Consider the following 18,274-nt stretch of genomic DNA (forward strand, 5'->3'; position numbering starts at 1 on the left):
TCAGTACCGAAGATACTCTAAAAATAAAATACTAGGATGAACTCAATGATCATAAAACCTAAAAATGAGATTCTGAAAAAATATATTCAGTATTTCCTGTTCTTTAAAAAAACGGATCAGGAACTTTTAAATTATACTACTTTTCCCAATACTAATCTCTGTCTTGCAATTTATAAACACAATCAGGTTTCCTATACCAATGAAGGTGAAACTAACCTTTGTGAAATTACCAACGGTAATACTTTTATAAGCCGGTTATATGGATTTCATAAAACTCCTTTTAATGTAAATATTCATTGTGCCCTGGATCAGATATGCATTGTTTTTCAACCTTCGGCTCTAAGGGTTTTTACTGATGAGTCTTATGAAAATCTCATGCTTTCCGAGACTGTTTTTGATGAGATATTTCCTTTTGAAAGAAATTTCCTTGATGAAATTTTTGATATGCCTGATTTTGCAAAAAGAGCTGATGCGCTTGAAATTTTGCTTTGTGAAAATTTAAAAGACAATATCCCCTACAAAATAAAAGAGGCATTGATCCTTATTAATAATAATGAATTTCTAAGTATTGATGAGCTTTCTAAGAACCTTAAAATTAGTGAAACTACATTATTCCGTTTATTTAAAAATAATTTGGGACAGAATCCTAAATCTTACCTAAAAACAATACGATTCAGGAACGTATTAAATGATATTTTGAAACCGAGAAATTCTCTCACAGGAATTGCATATCAAAATCAATATTATGATCAGTCTCATTTTATTAAAGATTTTAAAAATCTTACAGGATTCGCACCCAATAAAATAGCAGAAAAAATATCTGTGACCCAAAAAGATTTAGCATGGATTTATCAAAAATTAGAAAATGAATGATTTTTACAATTTTTATACTCTTTAATTGTTGTTTTTTGCCTGAAAATATTGTTAATGAAAATTAAACTTTTTGTGTGGATTGCTGTTGTGTTTTCCTGTAATCTTTGGAATGCACAGACCTCATGTAATTGTAAAGAGGTGTTACAGAAAATAATTTTGAAAATTGAAAGCGAATATCCCGGATTTGATACCAAAACAAAAGATAAGCTTCTGTATGAAACCTTGAAGAAAAATACGCTTACTTCTTCTGATAATGTGAAGAATGATGAGGCTTGCCTGGATGTGTTGAAAAGCTATACAGGTTTTTTCAAAGACAGGCATATTTGGGTTCTGCCCAACCAGGTCAGCCAGGCTGTTCCAAAGCCGGAGATTAATACTAAGCCATTAGATATAAATCTTAAAAAGTTTATTAAAGATATTCAAAAGCAAAAAGATGAATTTGAAGGAATTTGGAAAAATGACGATTATGAAATTGGTGTCAAGAAAATAAATGACAAAGAATATGTAGGATTTATTATAAAAGCCGACCCAAAATACTGGAAACCTAACGAAATTAAATTCAGGTTATTCTCAGATGGAAGTTATGAATATTACAGCCAGGATCATTCTATACAAAAAGGAAAATATAAGATGTATGACAACACACTTTTATCCTTTAATGAGATCAAAATCAATTTTGTAAAACAACTCCCTCATCCAGCATTGAGTGCTACAGAAATTGAAAGTAAAATAAGCGAAATCAATGGAACTTATATCAAAAAAATAAGCCCAAAAACAGTGATGATCAGGCTTCAATATTTCAGTTATTCATTTGTAGATAAAATAGAAAAACTACTGAAAGACAATAAGAAAACTTTGGAGGAAGCAGAGTTCTGGATTATTGATGTAAGAGGTAATGGAGGAGGAACAGATAATGCTTATAGAAATATTTTGCCTTACATTATGACCAATTCTATAAGAAAACTTGGCGTTGAATATTTAGCTTCACCTACATTAATTCAGACTTCGGAAAATTATTTAAAAGGAATAATGAAAGATTCTATTAAAAATAAAGAAGAAATAATCAATTTAAAGACAAGAATTGCGCAGCTAAAAAATAGACCGGGAGAGTATGTGAATCATAACCAGAGTAAGGTCGCTGTTGATTCAGTTTTTCCAGCTGCTAAAAGTCCTGTTCAAATTGTAATCTTAGCAGATAACCATACCGGAAGTGCTGCTGAAAATTTTCTATTAAGTGCAAAACAAAGCAAAAAAGTTAAAATTATGGGAACTCCGTCTTCAGGAGTTCTGGACTATGCTAATGCAATGTTTTTCGACTATGGATGCAATGATTATAAATTACTGATGCCTACTTACCGATCTTTCAGATTACCGGACTATCCTATTGATAACATTGGAGTTCAGCCAGATATTTATCTTGACGAAAGTGTTAAAGACTGGGTTTATTTTGCGGTAGGTTATTTGGAAAATTAAAATAAACTCAACTGCTGTGAAAATTGATTATGAAATTTAGAAGAACTTCCACCAATCAATAGTTGTCTGAAGTTTTTATCCGTTAAATATTTCAGATAGGCATTGCCTGCATTAAAATCAATAAAATATTTAGCTCTGTTAACAGCTGTTCCCAATTGTTTCAAATGATCCAGTGTTAACATCTGAAAACGTCTTGCACTGATGATTTTCTGAGCAGATTTGACTCCAATTCCCGGAATTCTTAAAATCATCTGATAATCGGCAGTCTGGATATTTACTGGAAACTGATGTAAATTTCGGAGTGCCCAGCTCAGCTTGGGGTCCATTTCTAAATCAAGAAAAGGAATATTGGGATCTAAGATTTCTTCGGCTTTAAAGCCATAAAATCGCATCAGCCAGTCAGATTGGTATAATCTGTTTTCACGAAGCATCGGAACTGCAGTAGTGAGTGAAGGAAGTCTGTTGTCCTCTAAAACCGGAACATATCCTGAATAATAAACTCTTTTTAAGTTGAAATTTTTATAAAAGTGATCTGCAACTTTGATAATTTGCAGATCATTTTCATTAGTGGCTCCTACAATCATTTGTGTAGATTGTCCTGCAGGGGCAAATTTAGGAACCTTCTTTAAAATCTTTTTTTCGTCCTGATACTGGATTATCCCTTTTTGAATATATCTCATAGGGTTGATCATATCCTCTCTGTTCTTTTCAGGAGCTAATAATTTTAAACCACTTTCGGTTGGGATTTCCAGATTTACCGAAAGCCTGTCCGCATATAATGCTGCTTCCTGCATTAATTCATCGCTCGCTCCCGGAATAGATTTCAAATGAATATAACCGTTGAAATTCTCTTCCAGACGTAATTTTTTGGCAACTCTTACAAGCCGTTCCATCGTTGTATCTGCATTTTTGAAAATTCCGGAACTTAGAAATAATCCTTCAATATAATTCCTGCGGTAAAAATTAATGGTCAGGTCTACAACTTCCTCTACCGTAAATGCGGCCCTTTTTATATCATTTGAACTTCTGGATACACAATAAGCACAATCATAAATACAATGATTAGTCAGTAAAATCTTGAGTAAAGAAACACATCTTCCATCTTCGGTATAGGTATGACAAATGCCGCTTGCGGAACTATCCCCCAAAGCCCCTTTTTTATTCTTTCTGGTTCCTCCGCTTGATGAGCACGAAACATCATATTTTGCAGCATCTGCGAGGATTTCAAGCTTTTCTTTAAGACGGTCAAAATTCATACAGTATAGGGATCGATATTATTTATATCGTAATTATGTTTTAATTTTGTTCAAATTTAGTTCCAAAATTGATAAATGTCAACCTTTTTTCATAGAAGTTATCAACAAAAAAGAGTCTCAAAATCATTATATTTACGCCTCATTAAAGTTTATATCATGAATCATAAACCGATCGAAGGTTTTTCCAAGCTTCCAAAGCAGGGGAAAATCGACTGGCTTGTAAACGAATATCTTGAAGGTAATCAGGAATATCAAAATATATTAAAGCAATATTGGAATGAAGATGCAGATCTTCAGAAACTTCACGAAGAGTTTTCTGAAAATACAATTTCCAATTTCTATATGCCCTACGGAATTGCGCCCAATTTTTTAATTGACGGAAAATTATTGGCACTTCCAATGGCCGTTGAGGAAAGTTCAGTAGTAGCAGCTGCTTCCAAAGCTGCAAAATTCTGGATTGATAAAGGAGGTTTTAAAACAACTATTATCAATACAGAAAAATTGGGGCATACCCATTTTATTTTCGATGTAGAACCTCACAAATTATTACATTTCTTTAATTTCAGTTTAAAGAAAAAATTACTTGAATCTACAGAAGATATTACGGCCAATATGAGAAGACGTGGCGGTGGTATTCTGAATATCAGCCTTGTGGATAAAACAGCAGAAATGCCTAATTACTACCAGCTGAAGGCTAGTTTTGATACAGTAGACTCAATGGGAGCTAACTTTATCAATTCATGTCTTGAACAGTTTGGAAAAACCCTGAGACAGGAAGTTGCAACAAGCGATGACTTCACTCAGGAAGAAAAGAATTCATTGCAGATCGTAATGAATATCCTTTCCAACTTTACCCCTGATTGTATCGTAAGAGCTGAAGTTTCCTGTAAAATGGAAGACCTGAAAGATGACAGCGGAATTTCTCCTGAAGAATTTGCTGCTAAATTTAAGCAAGCCGTTACCATCGCGGAAATTGAACCTTACCGTGCAACCACTCACAATAAAGGAGTGATGAACGGAGTAGATGCTGTAGTAATTGCTACCGGAAACGACTTCAGAGCAACAGAAGCTTGTGCCCATGCATATGCAGCAAGAGACGGACAATACAGATCATTAACTCATTGTACAACTGATAACGGAGTTTTCAGATTCTGGATAGACCTTCCTATTTCTGTAGGAGTAGTAGGAGGTTTAACAAATCTTCACCCTTTGGTAAAATTCTCTTTAGCTTTACTTGGAAAACCATCCGCTCAGGAATTGATGAGTATTCTGGCTGTTTCAGGATTGGCCCAAAACTTTGGGGCATTGCGTTCATTAGTAACAACAGGAATTCAGAAAGGTCACATGAAAATGCACTTACTGAACATTCTGAACCAATTAGGTGCTACAGAAGAAGAAAAAGAACATTTTGTAACATACTTTAAAGACAAGACAGTTAGCCATCATGAGGTTATCAATGAGTTTAACCGAATGAGAGAAAACTAATGTTACAGATAATTCTGCCCATCCTGTTTCTGGCCTTTGGATTCTATTTAAAGAAAACAACATCACCTGGTTTCAGAACTTCCAAGAAATTTGCCAATATGTTTATTATACTGGGGATTTCTACCTTGGTAGCCAAGTTTATTTTAATGTATTTAAATTCAAAATAGTGAAAAAAAAGGTCTTATTTTTCATGCTGGTTTCCGGTTTAAGTTTTTCACAACAGAAAAATTTAAAAATAAGTGACTTGCAGCCAAAAACGAAAGACTTTGTTTTTCCTGTTATTTCCTATTCCGATAATTCCGGAATAGAGAACAAGATCAATCTTTTTCTTCAGGTAAGCGAACTGGAATATATTCCCGCGTCAGAAGGAAATCCTTCTGAAAAGGTGAATGCAGGAGCTACTTCATACGCGAACTATGTATATTTCTATGATTGGAAAAAGTTGGAAACCCCTAAAAATATTCTAAGTATCAGTATTGATGGTGAAGCTTCAGGAGCTTATCCCGAAGAATTTTCAGACTGGAAAAATTTTGACTTGAGGACTGGGAATTATATCAATGCTGAAGATTTGTTTCAGGTGGGGGCTATTAAGACTATGAATGGTTTGATTCAGAAGAAAATCGAAAAGAGAGTCAATAGCTTTCTCATCAAGCTAAAATCTCAAAAAAATGCCTCAGAAGAAGTTCAGGAACAGATTGGCTTATACGAAGGGTGTTTCACGGATTACACATTGAATGGCATCAGGTATTTCTTTGGAAAAGATAAGTTGACCTTTGTGGCAGGCAGATGCTCCAATCATGCGATGCGGGCTCTGGATGATTTGGGAAGCCATAAACTTGAATTCACCTTTAAAGAACTTGAAAAATATTGGAGCCCTTATGCCAAAAATCTGATTTCCGGTTCTGAAAAAATTGATAGAACAAGTCCTGGAAATAAATTGTACAAAGGAAAAATTGATGGAAAATATCCGATTACGGTTTTGTTCAACGAAATCAATGAAGACGATTCCTTCTCAGCAACTTATTGGTATGATAAGAATAAGAAACAAATCAACTGGAGAGGAGAATTTGTTCATGACCATTTTTCAATCACAGAAGACGGTTACCATAGTGAAGAATTGAAACAATGGATACCAAGAGCCTTAGTGGAAGCCGATTTAAAAGGAAATAAAATCATTGGAACCTGGCAGGATAATAAAACAAAAAAATATTTAACCCTAGAATTAGAAGAGTTATAAAATGAAAACAATTACTTTAGTTTTTGGAGCAGTTTACGGAATGATATCTGTAATCCTGGGTGCATTCGGAGCACATGCTTTAAAGAAAATATTAGCTGTTGAAAGACTGGAAAGTTTTGAAACCGGAGTACGATATCAGATGTACGCAGCATTTTTTCTGTTGATCATCGGATATATTTTAAAATTTGAAACTTCTGCAGAAAAATGGACGTCCATTTTAATGATTGCAGGAACATTGTTATTCTCAGTGAGTATCTATTTCCTGAGCATGCAGGATTACCTGGGAATGAACCTTAAATTCTTAGGACCTATCACTCCGCTGGGAGGTTTGATGATGATTTTAAGTTGGGGAATGCTGATTCTTTATTTTGCTAAAAACAAAATTTAAAAATGAAAATCAATAGAAGAAGACGGATTATAAGAACGTTTAACCTTTTGGATCAACCGATGAGGTTCAATCCGTTCGTATTCAGCCGTACTTTTTTCATGTGGGCCTTTACAGGGCTGGTAGGAGGTATTATTGCCGGTGGATATTGGATCGTGCTGGAACATTTTACTGAGTTTTTAGCCCATTTCCAGGGCTGGCAGGTAATTCCAACAATGGCAATCTGTGGACTGCTGGCAGGTTTGGTCATTCATTTTATAGGTGACCCTGGAGAAATCCATCTTATTGTGAATAACATCAGATTCAACAAAGGAAAACTGGAACCTAAAAATAATCCATCCATGATTCTTTCCTCCCTCTTTTGTGTGGCATCTGGCGGAAGTTTAGGACCGGAAGCTCCTTTAGTACAGGTTACCGGATCTACAGGAACCTGGCTTGGGAAAATTTTCAGATTAAAAGGCGAAGAACTGCGTTCATTGAGTATTGCAGGGATGGCTTCAGGTTTTACCGCTCTTTTTGGAGCGCCACTTGGAGGAAGTCTCTTCTCATTGGAAATTTTACATCATAAGCATGCGGTTGAATATTATAAAGCCATTATTCCGGCATTGGTTGCAAGCTGTTTCAGTTATCTGATGTTTGCTTTAATTATTCATTTGGGAATTGGAGCAACCTGGGATCTGAAAGCTTATCATTACACCGGAGTGTATGATTTTCTATACGCAACTTTATTTGGGGCTGTAGGAACCTTTTTTGGCTGGATTTTCATCTTTGTAGTGAAATTCTTCAAAAAGGTTTTTGAATACAGAAAATTTCCAATCTACATCAAAACATTAGCAGGAGGGCTTCTGTTAGGAATTATTGCTTACAATTTTCCGATCACAAGATACTTTGGACACAACGAAATCAATCAGTTAATCGGAGGTAATTTCGGATTGAACTTCCTGATTTTGGTTTTGGTTTTTAAAATATTAGCCATTGCTATTACGGTTACTTCAGGCTGGAGAGGAGGTTTTATCATTCCGCTATTCTTTGTAGGAACGACTTTGGGACTCATTATCCACAATTTATTTCCAAGTGTAGACACAACTTTAGCTATTGTAAGCTGTATGGCTGCTATTAATGCTTGTGTAACAAGAACACCAATGAGTACAACCATTATTCTGGGAACATTAACTGGGTTTACCTATTTTGTTCCGATTTTGTTCGCTAGTCTTACAGGATATTTCCTTGCTCCGAGAATTCCTTTTATCGGTTCTCAGTCGGAAAAGCTTGTGGAAGAGTGATTATAGATTAATAATATATTAAAAAGTCAATGTTTAGGGATAAAAACATTGGCTTTTTTGTTTTTTTATGATAGTTTTGCCGCTCGAAATTTGAAACTAATGAACAGGAAGGAATTTATTTCAAGTACCCTTAGCGGTATCTTATTAATGGGGCTTAGCTCATCGCTTATATCATGTATAACAGATAGTATAGAAAATGATGAGATCTATTCTGAAAGCTCCAGTGATGATAAAAAAACTATTTTTTTAATATCATCAGGACGCAGTAAAAATATCAAAAGTAAAAAACTTATTTCTGCAAAAGTAACTTTAGAGCGTGCTATAGCCGGAAACTTTGTGATTTTTGGTTATATAGCCCCAACAAGCAAATTGGTGAAGGTGTATTCTGCAAAAAACAATCTTAAGATTTTTGAATTAGACAATAAACTCAGTTATGTAATTTTTAATCAGCCTGTTGAAATGAATTTACAGGAGTCTGATAAAAAACAGCATTTCAGATATCTTGATGTGGAACAAATGAATGATATAAAGAATTTTAAAACTTTAACTTTTTAGGAATGAGTTGGGTAACTATTACAGATAAGATATCAATGAATCCGGATGCATGTATTGGATGTGGTTTGTGTATTGAGGTGTGTCCTACTGAGGCTATAAAACAGAAAAGTATATATTTGGATGTTGATGGATATGTGATGTTAAAAGACAGACTTATTTATATCAATCCGGATGACTGTGTAAGTTGTGGAGCGTGTGTACCTGGCTGTCCTACATGGGCTATAAGTGATGGTGGTATTCCGGGAGGAAGCGGGAATGGAGGAAATGGGAATGGCAGCGGAACTGGCGGAAGTAATCCACAGGATCCAAAAGATGTTAAAAATGATGATCTTAAACCTTTTAAATGCGCGTATCAACTGGTTCAGCAATTGCCTAATTTGGACAATAATATAGGAGATATGATGAAGTCTGTTTTTCAAAATAATAGCAATGTTAATATTAAATTCAGACCTAAAAGCGGTATGGGAAATGTAGATGGAACTACCTTTGCTTCTTATACCAATATGGGAACATTTAACGCTACAATCAATATTAATGAAGATATTTTAAACTATGCAACTAAAGAGTATATTTTGGTCACATTATATCATGAAGTTCTTCATGCATATCTCGGATATGAAAAATACAGGTTAGGTGATGAAGCGTTTTATGAAGAATATCCCAGTGTTGTAGTGGGAGTAGATTATGATGCGAGTGGAGTGGCCATCAACAGGTTTACATTTTTATCAGATCATGGTCAGCTTGGCCCCTATATAAATGATCTTCAAGGTATTCTTTTAGATTATAATCCAAGCCTTCCTCCTGAAGTAGCAAGAGCAATGGCAAAAGCAGGAATTACAAAGCTGACACCGGAAGAATCTGCATTAAATAGTGCAGAAAGAGATACTTCTAAAGGAGGAAGTAAAGGAACTGTATGTTTATAAAAATATTAAAAATGAAAAGGATCTTATTCATATTGGTGTGCATTCCCTGTTTTGTTTTCTCACAAAAATATTTTTTACTGGATAGTTTAAAAAACGATTTCAAGGTAGAAACATATACGTTGGATACCTCTGAATTGTATGGAGTAAAGAAAAATATCAATGTGTATAATGTTCACCTTACCAAACATGATATTCTTTTACTTACAGTGCTTCCTGATCTGGATGAAAGAATCCTTCCGGGAACAGATGAAAGAGGGCAAAACTGGACTATACTGGATGTCGGGAAGTTAAAAAAGGAGGATATTATCTCAAAATCAAAAGTAAAAGAAATAGCTTCTGACTGGATGGCTTCCAATACTCCGGACAAAAAAACTATGGATTTCAGGGTAGTGAAAAAAATGAATGACAGTTATTATGTTTCAAAAATGTGCCTGACTGAACTTTTCAGGATTACTTCTCTAAAAACACCTTTTATTTCTTCATATGGATCACTGAATATTGCTGAACCGAAAACTACAATAAAGGAGGTGGAGAAGAGTTTTAAAGAGCAGTTTCCCAACCGGAAATTCATTATGGATGTGACAGATATAGACTATCTTAAGAATCTTGATGATCCGTTCAGTTTTAGAAATTATCTTTCCAAAGAATATACAATCCAAGGAAAAAAAGCCTATCAGTTTTGGACTTTTGACGGCTGGTGGATCATTGATGGATATAATGAGCACCGTGGAATAGACAGATTGGTATATATGCCGGAAAAAGGAATTGTAGGCGGGTCCTATGATTTTTATTTCAGATACCGCTCCAGGATTTCAGATTACAAGTTATGGAACAATATTGTGAATGAAAAAGTAATGATTGCTGAAGAGGTGAAATAATAGGATCACTATTGAGATGAACTTAAACTAATTGATTTTTATCAATAATTTTAAATTTGCCTTCAACTTCTCTTTGGTAATTCTTTAAATCTAAACTCTTTTTAGTAAATTTGTCAACCTTTAAATATTAAAATAAAATAATAAAAATAATATGAATCTTCACGAGTATCAATCAAAAGAGATTTTATCAAAGTATGGAGTAGCTATCCAACGTGGTTTCGTTGCAAACAACGTAGAAGAAGCTGTAGCAGCTGCTGAAAAATTGACTGCTGAAACCGGAGCTCAGGCTTGGGTTGTAAAAGCACAGATTCACGCGGGTGGTCGTGGTAAAGGTGGGGGTGTTAAGTTTTCTCCAAACATGGATAAACTTAAAGAAAACGCTCAGAATATCATCGGAATGCAGTTGGTAACTCCACAAACTTCTGCTGAAGGTAAAAAAGTACACTCTGTTTTGGTTGCAGAAGATGTTTATTATCCTGGAGAATCTGAAACTAAAGAATTTTATGTTTCTATTCTTTTAGATAGAGCTGAAGGGAAAAATACAATCGTATATTCTACTGAAGGAGGTATGGATATTGAGCACGTTGCAGAAGTAACTCCTCACTTAATCCACAACGAACTTATTGATCCAGCTATCGGTCTTCAAGGATTCCAGGCTAGAAAAATTGCTTTCAACCTAGGTCTTGAAGGGAATGCTTTTAAAGAATTTGTGAAATTTATTTCATCTCTTTACAATGCTTACACAGGTATTGATGCTTCTCTTTTCGAAATCAACCCAGTGTTGAAAACTTCTGATAACAAAATTATCGCTGTAGATGCTAAAGTAACTTTAGATGACAACTCATTGTTCCGTCACAAAGACTTAGCTGAACTTAGAGATACAAGAGAAGAAGATCCAATGGATGTTGAAGCTGGTGAAGCTGGTCTTAACTTCGTAAAATTGGATGGTAACGTTGCTTGTATGGTAAACGGTGCTGGTCTTGCAATGGCAACTATGGATATCATCAAATTATCAGGTGGTAACCCTGCTAACTTCCTTGACGTAGGAGGTACTGCTGATGCTCAGAGAGTACAGACTGCTTTCGGAATCATCTTAAGAGATCCAAACGTAAAAGCAATCCTAATCAACATCTTCGGAGGTATCGTAAGATGTGACAGAGTTGCTCAGGGTGTTGTAGATGCTTACAAAGCTATGGGTAGCCTTCCGGTTCCATTGATCGTAAGATTACAGGGAACTAACGCTGTAGAAGCTAAAAAATTAATTGACGAGTCTGGTCTTCCGGTTCACTCTGCAATTACTTTAGAAGAAGCTGCAAACAAAGTAAAAGAAGTTTTAGCATAATCTAAAATTTTCAGATAAAATAAGAAACCGTTTCATTTTTGGAACGGTTTTTTAATGCGTATAATAAACTATATTTATGAAAAACTTATACATCCCTGAGCCTTGCTCTGAAAACTGGGAATCTATGTCTCCACAGGAAAAGGGCAGGTTTTGTTCTGTCTGCAGTAAATGTGTGATTGATTTTACTCAAAAGAGTCCTCATGAAATTGAACATATCCTCACTGAAAAAGAAAATGAAAAGGTTTGTGGTAGATTTTATAATCATCAGCTAAATATTGAAGATGGTCCATCACAAAAAGTTAAAAATCAATTCTTCAGATTTATTCCGAATGTTTTTCAAAACAGTAAAATTACACTTGCAGTACTTTCTTTGGTTCTGTTTCTAGCCGGATGTTCAAAAGAAAAAGAGATGAAAACGGGTGAGGTAGCTGTAGAGCTCAATGAAGATACGCTGCCTAATGAAAATATAACGTTGGGAGAGCCTCTTAAGATAAATAATGATACTGTTGCCCAGATGCCCAAAAAAGACAGTGCTGTAGTTTCTAAAAAGCATAATAAGAAATAGCTTACCGGATATTATAAGAACACAAAGTCTTTTTTAAGATACATTTCTATGTAAAATCTATGTGGTTCAGAATTTTTAAACCCCATAGGCTTTATACATAATTAAAATTATTCATGCATCCGTGGCGATTATCATCCAGCATACAATTTTATCGAAGATAAAATCCTCGCGCCTTAAAAACACTCACATATCCTAAAATCTTTGAGCCATTGCGTTTACCAACAAATAAAAGCTGCTCCAAAAATTGAAACAGCTTTTTATGATTCTAGTTTATCCACAAACATCTGAGAAATCCGCTGGAAATATATTATTTACTTATTTTTCTTCTCTTTTCAATGTAAAAGATTCTTCCTTCGTCAGATGACAGTAAGACAAATCATATATAGTTATCTAATACTACTTATCCTGACTTTCAGGTAAGTTACTTTCTCCATTTGTAATACTAATACTCGTTGGAGTTACCAACTGGATTTTATCCACATCAAATCGCTCCTTAATGTTTAAATAAGCTTTACTTTTTACCTGTGCCAGATTAGCTCCAATTTTAATCCAGAATTTAACCTGTAGATTAAATGAACCCTGTTTCAGATCGGTAAAAATGACCTCTGCGGTATCCAACTTATCCACATTATCAAGGTTTTTTACCACCTCCAGAATACTTTTCTGGGCTTTACTGATATCTTCATCAGCAGGAATTTCAAAATTTAAGATGATTCTGCGCTGAGGTGAAGCTGTAATATTATAAAATGGAGCATTGAAAACAACCTGATTCGGGATGTAAGCTTTCTTACCATCATCAGTAAGAATTTTTGTAGTTAAAAATCCGATTTCCTGTACCGTACCGGAATGAGCTCCGATGGTAATATAATCACCCACTTTAAAGGCTTTATCAATGCCAATAAGCATTCCTGAAAAGATACTTGAAACAAGGTCTTTTAATGCGACTCCGGCAATAACTCCGGCTACTCCCAAACTTCCTATAAATTTCCACAGGAATCCACTGAATCCCATAATTTCAAGGGAAATAAAAGTTCCCATCAGCATAATCAGGAACCTGAATATACTGATTAAGGTCACGAGTGAGCTCTCTTTATCACTTTTAGGGAAGAATTTGTGAAATAGTTTTACAGCAATCTGGCTCATGTATTTACTTGTAATGAGGAAGAATGTAAATACTAAAATGCCGACAATCAGTTTAGGGGTAAGCTCTGCAAACGTTACATACCAACTTTCCAATACCTTATACACCATGTCAATATAGGTGAGTCCGGTTTTCTCCATGAATAAAATTTTACCTTAAAGATATAAATTTTCATTAAAAATTTTGTTAGTGTCAAAAAGTCTATTAAATTTGTAGACTAACAAATGCGAAATATTATGTCAATCAAATTAGGAGATACAGCACCCAACTTTCATGCAGAAACCTCTGCAGGGGATATTAATTTTTATAGTTACCTGGGGGATTCCTGGGGAATTCTGTTTTCGCATCCGGCAGATTATACACCGGTGTGCACTACAGAATTGGGATATACTTCTAAATTACAATCTGAATTTGCCCAAAGAGACACAAAGGTAATTGCTTTAAGTGTGGATGGGGTAGAGGATCATCAGAACTGGGTAAAAGACATTAATGAAACTCAGCATACTGAAGTTCAGTTTCCGATCATAGCGGATAAGGATAGAAAAGTTTCAGAACTGTATGATTTTATTCATCCTAATGCTTCTGCTACAGCAACAGTGCGTTCGTTATTGATTATTGATCCAGCGAAAAAGGTAAGGCTTATTATTACCTATCCTGCCTCTACAGGACGGAATTTTAATGAAATCCTGAGGGTATTGGATTCTTTACAATTGGTTGACAATTATCAGGTGGCTACTCCTGTCAACTGGGAAAACGGAGAGGATGTTATCGTTCCGCCAACGGTTTCTACAGAAGAGGCCATCAAAAAGTTCCCTAAAGGCGTTACGGAAATAAAGCCGTACCTAAGATATACTCCCCAACCCAATACATGATTTATTTGATTTTTTATAGTTTAGTTTTAATTTGTACGAAGAGCGCCCCGAAAATAAATTTCGGGGCGCTTTCAAATTTTTTATAAAGTGTATAAGTAATTGATTACTTAACGTCGTTAATAACTTGCTTAGCTTTAGAAGTTGGTAAGTAAACACTAAATCCAAGATTAAAAGTAATGTTAGATGTTAATCCTGTATTTCCAAAACCTGTAACACCAGCATATTTTACTAAACCTTCTAGTCCGATATTTGGAGTGATAAAGTAAGAATAACCTGGTCCTGCACCAAAGTCAAGACCTGTAGTAGAGTTACCTCCTTGGCTGATAGAATATCCACCAACACCTACGTTACCTTCGAAGAACCATCTTCCGTGATGTAATAAGTTGTTAACACCTTGTTCTCCCGGAGAAAGATAGTAACGTCCTAAAGCTCCTACACCATAATCAAATCTTGTACTTGAATCTTTAGAAGATTTACCGATACCTAAATTTACATATCCACCAACAGCTACATTATCTTCAATGAAATAAGCTCCTTTTGGTTGTAGGTTAATTTGGTATCCACCACCTGTGTTTAATCCGAAATTACTTGTTACTAAACTACTTCCTACCATCCAATTACCTTTCTGAATCTGAGCGTTTGCAGTTGCTGTTAAACCTGCTACGGCTAATACTCCTGTTAAAATAAGTTTTTTCATAATTTATTATTTTAATAATTAAATGTTTATTATTCACGAATTATAGAAAAAACAATAAATGTGCCAGAGTCTTAATTTTAGACAATTTTTCTAAATTAATGTTAATAATATCAATGAGATATGATGGAAATTTTTAACATTATTATTGAATATTTCATAATTATTAATAATGAAGTCAGAAAGCCAAAAGGGAATATTATTGAATTTTTGAAAAATCTTAATTCTCTTTTATCATTTTAAATACACAAAAGGAGAATAGATATAATAAGTCCTGCAATCGTAAACTTGATTCCACGCTTGAAAGCTTTTGTCTTAGGATTAAACATCCAGAAACTCGAAATCACAAAGAAGAAAAGTGCAACTCCGAAAAATACACTTAGAGGTGCTATGGCATCTTTAGACTGTGATTTGTGAAGAGAAACCATTTTATCCAGTACAAAAGGCAGTTCCATTTTTGAATACTTAGCAACCCCTGTAGAAGAGTCATAGGTTCCTTTTTTAAAATGAAGAACGGTACCTTCAGTTTTTTCCACTTCAAGACCTTTCATTTTCAATTCCTTTTTCAGTTCTTTTTCAGAAAGGTTTGCGGATAAAGTCTTTTCGTACTTTTTTTCACTCTTTAGAAAATCGGTGTCTCTGTAGACCAAAATAATTCCACTTACGGCATACACAGCCATAATACCTGCCAGGAAATACCCCAGATAACGGTGTGTAATTCTCATGAAACTTCTTGTGTCTTTAATCTTATCCATATCGTTTTTTTGTTTTGTTTTTAAATTTCAAAAGTGGAAGCTGCAAAAATGCAATTTCCACTTTTAATAAAGAAGTAATTATATGTTTAATTCTACAGTTTGTATGTCAACGTAAAATAATAATTTCTTGGAGTAATCGGGTTTACTGAATAATTCTCGTGAACATTATAATTGACTGTATCAAATAGATTACCCACTCTTCCCTGGATAGAGAACTTATTCCACTCGTAGCCAACTGATACAGAAACAGTAGTATAGTCTTTTAAATCAAACATTCTACTCACATTGTCTCTACTTGTATTTGTGGATTTTGAATCATTCCATCCCGCGATTCTGTCTCCGATATAATAAATTCCAGCTCCAACTTTTAATCCTTTTACATAATTTGTAAATTTATAGAAAACAGAAGCATTCGCTGTTGTAGCTGGTGTTCTTACCAGTCTTTGTTTTTCAACATATCCCTTTTCAGGAGTGTCAAGGTAAACAGAATTGTTATATGAAAAACCTCCGATGATAGATAAGTTTTCTGTAGGATTTCCTGTAATATCTAATTCTACACCACGGCTTCTCATATTTCCTGCAAATTCTTTAAGATTGGTATCTGTTGAATTTACCGGTGCTCCGTTTGTAGAAGAAGCGAACCAATACGTTTGATAATAATTATTGTACATAATCTGGTAAGCCGTTAAGTTAACCGCTAAAGCATTGTTCCAGAAATTCTTTTTAACACCAATTTCGTATTGATCAACGGTTGATGGTTTTATGCTTTGTCTTGATAAAGTTGTTAACTGATTTTGAACATCTTTATCAATTTTAGTGGTATTTACTGTACCAAATTGATCCGAAGTATATCCTGCATTTGATGCAAACGAATTTGTATACGTTGCAAATACCGAAAGGTTTTCATTTGGTGCATAAACCAAACCTACTTTTGGAGAAAATGCATTGTCAGATGTTGAAGAATTGGCTACTTCAATTTTATCATTTAATGTAAAACGAGTAGTCAGTGTAGGCATATTTTCTATATAAGACCATCTTAGCCCGGCAATTACTTTTAGTTGCTTTGTTAAGCTGATAAAATCCTGTGCATAGAAGCCGATTCTTCTTGTATTGATTCTATTTCTTGTACTAAGAGTAGAATTTGGTATACCTACATTTCCCCATGTTGAAGGATCATCAAGATATAAAAGATTTGTTGGACCCGTGATAGTATAAGCATAAGCATCTGCCTGGCTATAATCTGCATCTGCACCAATTAATACTTTATGGTTGATTGTTCCGGTATTGAACTCACCATTAATGTTTACTTGTGCAGAAGTGTAATTTTGCTCGTTGTAAGTTTTACCAAAAGGCCTTTTCCACGATAATCTGTTAGGATCTACAGTTTTATCTTTAGTGTCATATATCCATTGTACTCTTTCAGAAGAAAAATAATCTTTAGTATAGTTTTGGTAAGAAGCCGTAGCATTCAAAGACCATCTTTCGTTAAATTGGTGGTTAAAGGTTACATTCGTAGAAGCTTGCTGTACATCCTGATATTGCCAGTATGTTCCAAAGAAGACATTTCTGGGAAGAGCGTCATTCAATCTGTAGCTTTGGTTTTTTTCGGTAATAGATCCAAGTCCGAAATCCGGGGTGAAATTATTTTTAAGATAATCTGCCTCAACAATTAATTGAGATTTTTCACTTAAGTTAAATAAAAATGAAGGGTTGAAGTAATATTTTTCAGACTGTACAACATCTCTGAAACTTTCAGCATATTCGTAAGTTCCGTTTACTCGGAAAGCAATATTTTTAGATAATGGGCCATAAACATCAACTGTTGGTTTATAAGTATTCCAGCTTCCACCATTTAGTCCTAGACTTCCGCCAAAATTGAATTTAGGCTTTTTGGTAATCATGTTAATAATACCTCCGGCAGCCGTATTTCCATAAAGCATTGCGTTGGCTCCTTTTAAAACTTCTACTCTTTCAAGACCACTTACTTCCGGAAAAACTCCGCTATTTATTCTTGATCCATTCTTGAAAATATTATCATTTCCTAAAATAAAACCACGCCCACCAAAGCTGTCCTGAGAATTTCCTCTGGATGAAGTAATATACATCCCGTTTACATTCTGAAGAACATCACTCAATTGTTTTGCCTGTTGCTGCTCAATGATTTCATGGGTAACGATAGCAATCGGTTGAGGGGTTTCCATTACCGTCAGATTAGACTTTGTCGATAATGGTCTCGCCTGGTTTGGATTTCCAGTTTTGTGAAGATTAATGTCTTCAATGGTTTGGGTTCTGATAGTATCTGCTTCAACGTTTTTCAGCTGTGAACTTGCTGAAACAGCGATAAATAGAAGGCCTAAAGAAAGTAGTTGTCTTTTCATTTTATTTTTATGTAGAACAGTTTTAAATAAGGCGCAAATGTAAGTATTTGTTTAGAATGAATAAAAATTAATGTATGATTTTTGTCATGTCTTTTAAGGGTGAAATATATGGATTGTTTCTATCCTTATTGTAGATGGATAATCCGGCGTTTTTTATGAATATATTTGTTGAAAAATTA

At 34.6% G+C, this 18,274-nt stretch carries 18 protein-coding genes; 13 read left to right on the forward strand and 5 right to left on the reverse strand.

Annotation, left to right across the window (positions count from 1 at the left end; all coding sequences use genetic code 11):
• Nucleotides 1-36 precede the first annotated feature (36 nt).
• Nucleotides 37-873, forward strand: a complete 837-nt coding sequence (locus tag M2372_RS14020) for a helix-turn-helix transcriptional regulator (RefSeq protein WP_123320720.1) — start codon at nucleotides 37-39, stop codon at nucleotides 871-873.
• Nucleotides 874-927: 54 nt separating this feature from the next.
• Complete coding sequence (locus tag M2372_RS14025) at nucleotides 928-2,346, forward strand: S41 family peptidase (protein ID WP_123320719.1); 1,419 nt, start codon at nucleotides 928-930, stop codon at nucleotides 2,344-2,346.
• On the opposite strand, the gene M2372_RS14030 is transcribed toward M2372_RS14025, so the two are convergent.
• Complete coding sequence (locus M2372_RS14030) at nucleotides 2,343-3,602, reverse strand: putative DNA modification/repair radical SAM protein (RefSeq protein WP_123320718.1); 1,260 nt, start codon at nucleotides 3,600-3,602, stop codon at nucleotides 2,343-2,345. The genes M2372_RS14025 and M2372_RS14030 overlap by 4 nt on opposite strands.
• A gap of 156 nt (nucleotides 3,603-3,758) precedes the next feature.
• Here M2372_RS14030 and M2372_RS14035 point away from each other — a divergent pair, with 156 nt between their 5' ends.
• The 10 genes from M2372_RS14035 to M2372_RS14080 all read left to right on the forward strand — a co-directional run bounded on the left by M2372_RS14035 (nucleotide 3,759) and on the right by M2372_RS14080 (nucleotide 12,255).
• The gene (locus M2372_RS14035; protein WP_123320717.1) at nucleotides 3,759-5,087 is read left to right on the forward strand and encodes a hydroxymethylglutaryl-CoA reductase, degradative; all 1,329 of its coding nucleotides are present in this window, start codon (nucleotides 3,759-3,761) and stop codon (nucleotides 5,085-5,087) included.
• On the forward strand, nucleotides 5,087-5,254 hold the full coding sequence (locus M2372_RS14040) for a hypothetical protein (protein WP_259080897.1): 168 nt from the start codon (nucleotides 5,087-5,089) through the stop codon (nucleotides 5,252-5,254). Before M2372_RS14035 ends, M2372_RS14040 begins: the two co-directional genes overlap by 1 nt.
• Nucleotides 5,254-6,324, forward strand: coding sequence for a hypothetical protein (locus M2372_RS14045; RefSeq protein WP_123320716.1), 1,071 nt, complete (start codon nucleotides 5,254-5,256; stop codon nucleotides 6,322-6,324). The genes M2372_RS14040 and M2372_RS14045 overlap by 1 nt, the downstream gene beginning before the upstream one ends.
• 1 nt (nucleotide 6,325) lies before the next feature.
• On the forward strand, nucleotides 6,326-6,712 hold the full coding sequence (locus M2372_RS14050; protein ID WP_115973606.1) for a DUF423 domain-containing protein: 387 nt from the start codon (nucleotides 6,326-6,328) through the stop codon (nucleotides 6,710-6,712).
• 2 nt (nucleotides 6,713-6,714) lie between these two features.
• On the forward strand, nucleotides 6,715-7,992 hold the full coding sequence (locus M2372_RS14055) for a chloride channel protein (protein WP_115973607.1): 1,278 nt from the start codon (nucleotides 6,715-6,717) through the stop codon (nucleotides 7,990-7,992).
• A gap of 48 nt (nucleotides 7,993-8,040) precedes the next feature.
• A complete protein-coding gene (locus M2372_RS14060) occupies nucleotides 8,041-8,547 on the forward strand; it encodes a hypothetical protein (RefSeq protein ID WP_148060806.1) in 507 nt (168 codons plus the stop codon).
• Between the two features lie 2 nt (nucleotides 8,548-8,549).
• Entirely contained in the window at nucleotides 8,550-9,470 is a 921-nt protein-coding gene (locus M2372_RS14065) for an ATP-binding protein (RefSeq protein WP_228455770.1), read from the forward strand.
• Between the two features lie 11 nt (nucleotides 9,471-9,481).
• Nucleotides 9,482-10,348 (forward strand): hypothetical protein, encoded by an 867-nt coding sequence (locus M2372_RS14070; RefSeq protein WP_228455769.1) that lies wholly within the window; start codon nucleotides 9,482-9,484, stop codon nucleotides 10,346-10,348.
• Nucleotides 10,349-10,499: 151 nt separating this feature from the next.
• Nucleotides 10,500-11,690 carry an ADP-forming succinate--CoA ligase subunit beta gene (sucC, locus tag M2372_RS14075; protein ID WP_047386334.1) on the forward strand — a complete coding sequence of 397 codons (1,191 nt, stop codon included), beginning with the start codon at nucleotides 10,500-10,502 and terminating at the stop codon, nucleotides 11,688-11,690.
• A gap of 76 nt (nucleotides 11,691-11,766) precedes the next feature.
• The gene (locus tag M2372_RS14080) at nucleotides 11,767-12,255 is read left to right on the forward strand and encodes a hypothetical protein (RefSeq protein ID WP_123320714.1); all 489 of its coding nucleotides are present in this window, start codon (nucleotides 11,767-11,769) and stop codon (nucleotides 12,253-12,255) included.
• A gap of 396 nt (nucleotides 12,256-12,651) precedes the next feature.
• Here M2372_RS14080 and M2372_RS14085 read toward each other — a convergent pair whose 3' ends face one another.
• On the reverse strand, nucleotides 12,652-13,536 hold the full coding sequence (locus tag M2372_RS14085; RefSeq protein ID WP_123320713.1) for a mechanosensitive ion channel family protein: 885 nt from the start codon (nucleotides 13,534-13,536) through the stop codon (nucleotides 12,652-12,654).
• 96 nt (nucleotides 13,537-13,632) lie between these two features.
• On the opposite strand from M2372_RS14085, the gene M2372_RS14090 reads away from it, so the two are divergent.
• Nucleotides 13,633-14,268 (forward strand): peroxiredoxin, encoded by a 636-nt coding sequence (locus M2372_RS14090; RefSeq protein ID WP_123320712.1) that lies wholly within the window; start codon nucleotides 13,633-13,635, stop codon nucleotides 14,266-14,268.
• A 103-nt stretch (nucleotides 14,269-14,371) separates the two neighbouring features.
• On the opposite strand, the gene M2372_RS14095 is transcribed toward M2372_RS14090, so the two are convergent.
• The 3 genes from M2372_RS14095 to M2372_RS14105 all read right to left on the reverse strand — a co-directional run bounded on the left by M2372_RS14095 (nucleotide 14,372) and on the right by M2372_RS14105 (nucleotide 18,095).
• Entirely contained in the window at nucleotides 14,372-14,965 is a 594-nt protein-coding gene (locus M2372_RS14095) for a hypothetical protein (protein ID WP_115973611.1), read from the reverse strand.
• Between the two features lie 236 nt (nucleotides 14,966-15,201).
• Nucleotides 15,202-15,717 carry a hypothetical protein gene (locus tag M2372_RS14100; protein ID WP_115973612.1) on the reverse strand — a complete coding sequence of 172 codons (516 nt, stop codon included), beginning with the start codon at nucleotides 15,715-15,717 and terminating at the stop codon, nucleotides 15,202-15,204.
• 92 nt (nucleotides 15,718-15,809) lie between these two features.
• A complete protein-coding gene (locus tag M2372_RS14105; RefSeq protein WP_123320711.1) occupies nucleotides 15,810-18,095 on the reverse strand; it encodes a TonB-dependent siderophore receptor in 2,286 nt (761 codons plus the stop codon).
• Between the last annotated feature and the right edge of the window lie 179 nt (nucleotides 18,096-18,274).

This window comes from Chryseobacterium sp. BIGb0232, assembly GCF_024810195.1.
Lineage (GTDB): Bacteria > Bacteroidota > Bacteroidia > Flavobacteriales > Weeksellaceae > Chryseobacterium > Chryseobacterium pennae.

Coding starts and splice junctions, on each gene's coding strand:
- M2372_RS14020 (WP_123320720.1), top strand. CDS start 37: ATGAACTCAATGATCATAAAACCTAAAAATGAGATTCTGAAAAAATAT.
- M2372_RS14025 (WP_123320719.1), top strand. CDS start 928: ATGAAAATTAAACTTTTTGTGTGGATTGCTGTTGTGTTTTCCTGTAAT.
- M2372_RS14030 (WP_123320718.1), bottom strand. CDS start 3,602: ATGAATTTTGACCGTCTTAAAGAAAAGCTTGAAATCCTCGCAGATGCT.
- M2372_RS14035 (WP_123320717.1), top strand. CDS start 3,759: ATGAATCATAAACCGATCGAAGGTTTTTCCAAGCTTCCAAAGCAGGGG.
- M2372_RS14040 (WP_259080897.1), top strand. CDS start 5,087: ATGTTACAGATAATTCTGCCCATCCTGTTTCTGGCCTTTGGATTCTAT.
- M2372_RS14050 (WP_115973606.1), top strand. CDS start 6,326: ATGAAAACAATTACTTTAGTTTTTGGAGCAGTTTACGGAATGATATCT.
- M2372_RS14055 (WP_115973607.1), top strand. CDS start 6,715: ATGAAAATCAATAGAAGAAGACGGATTATAAGAACGTTTAACCTTTTG.
- M2372_RS14065 (WP_228455770.1), top strand. CDS start 8,550: ATGAGTTGGGTAACTATTACAGATAAGATATCAATGAATCCGGATGCA.
- M2372_RS14070 (WP_228455769.1), top strand. CDS start 9,482: ATGAAAAGGATCTTATTCATATTGGTGTGCATTCCCTGTTTTGTTTTC.
- sucC (WP_047386334.1), top strand. CDS start 10,500: ATGAATCTTCACGAGTATCAATCAAAAGAGATTTTATCAAAGTATGGA.
- M2372_RS14080 (WP_123320714.1), top strand. CDS start 11,767: ATGAAAAACTTATACATCCCTGAGCCTTGCTCTGAAAACTGGGAATCT.
- M2372_RS14085 (WP_123320713.1), bottom strand. CDS start 13,536: ATGGAGAAAACCGGACTCACCTATATTGACATGGTGTATAAGGTATTG.
- M2372_RS14090 (WP_123320712.1), top strand. CDS start 13,633: ATGTCAATCAAATTAGGAGATACAGCACCCAACTTTCATGCAGAAACC.
- M2372_RS14095 (WP_115973611.1), bottom strand. CDS start 14,965: ATGAAAAAACTTATTTTAACAGGAGTATTAGCCGTAGCAGGTTTAACA.
- M2372_RS14100 (WP_115973612.1), bottom strand. CDS start 15,717: ATGGATAAGATTAAAGACACAAGAAGTTTCATGAGAATTACACACCGT.
- M2372_RS14105 (WP_123320711.1), bottom strand. CDS start 18,095: ATGAAAAGACAACTACTTTCTTTAGGCCTTCTATTTATCGCTGTTTCA.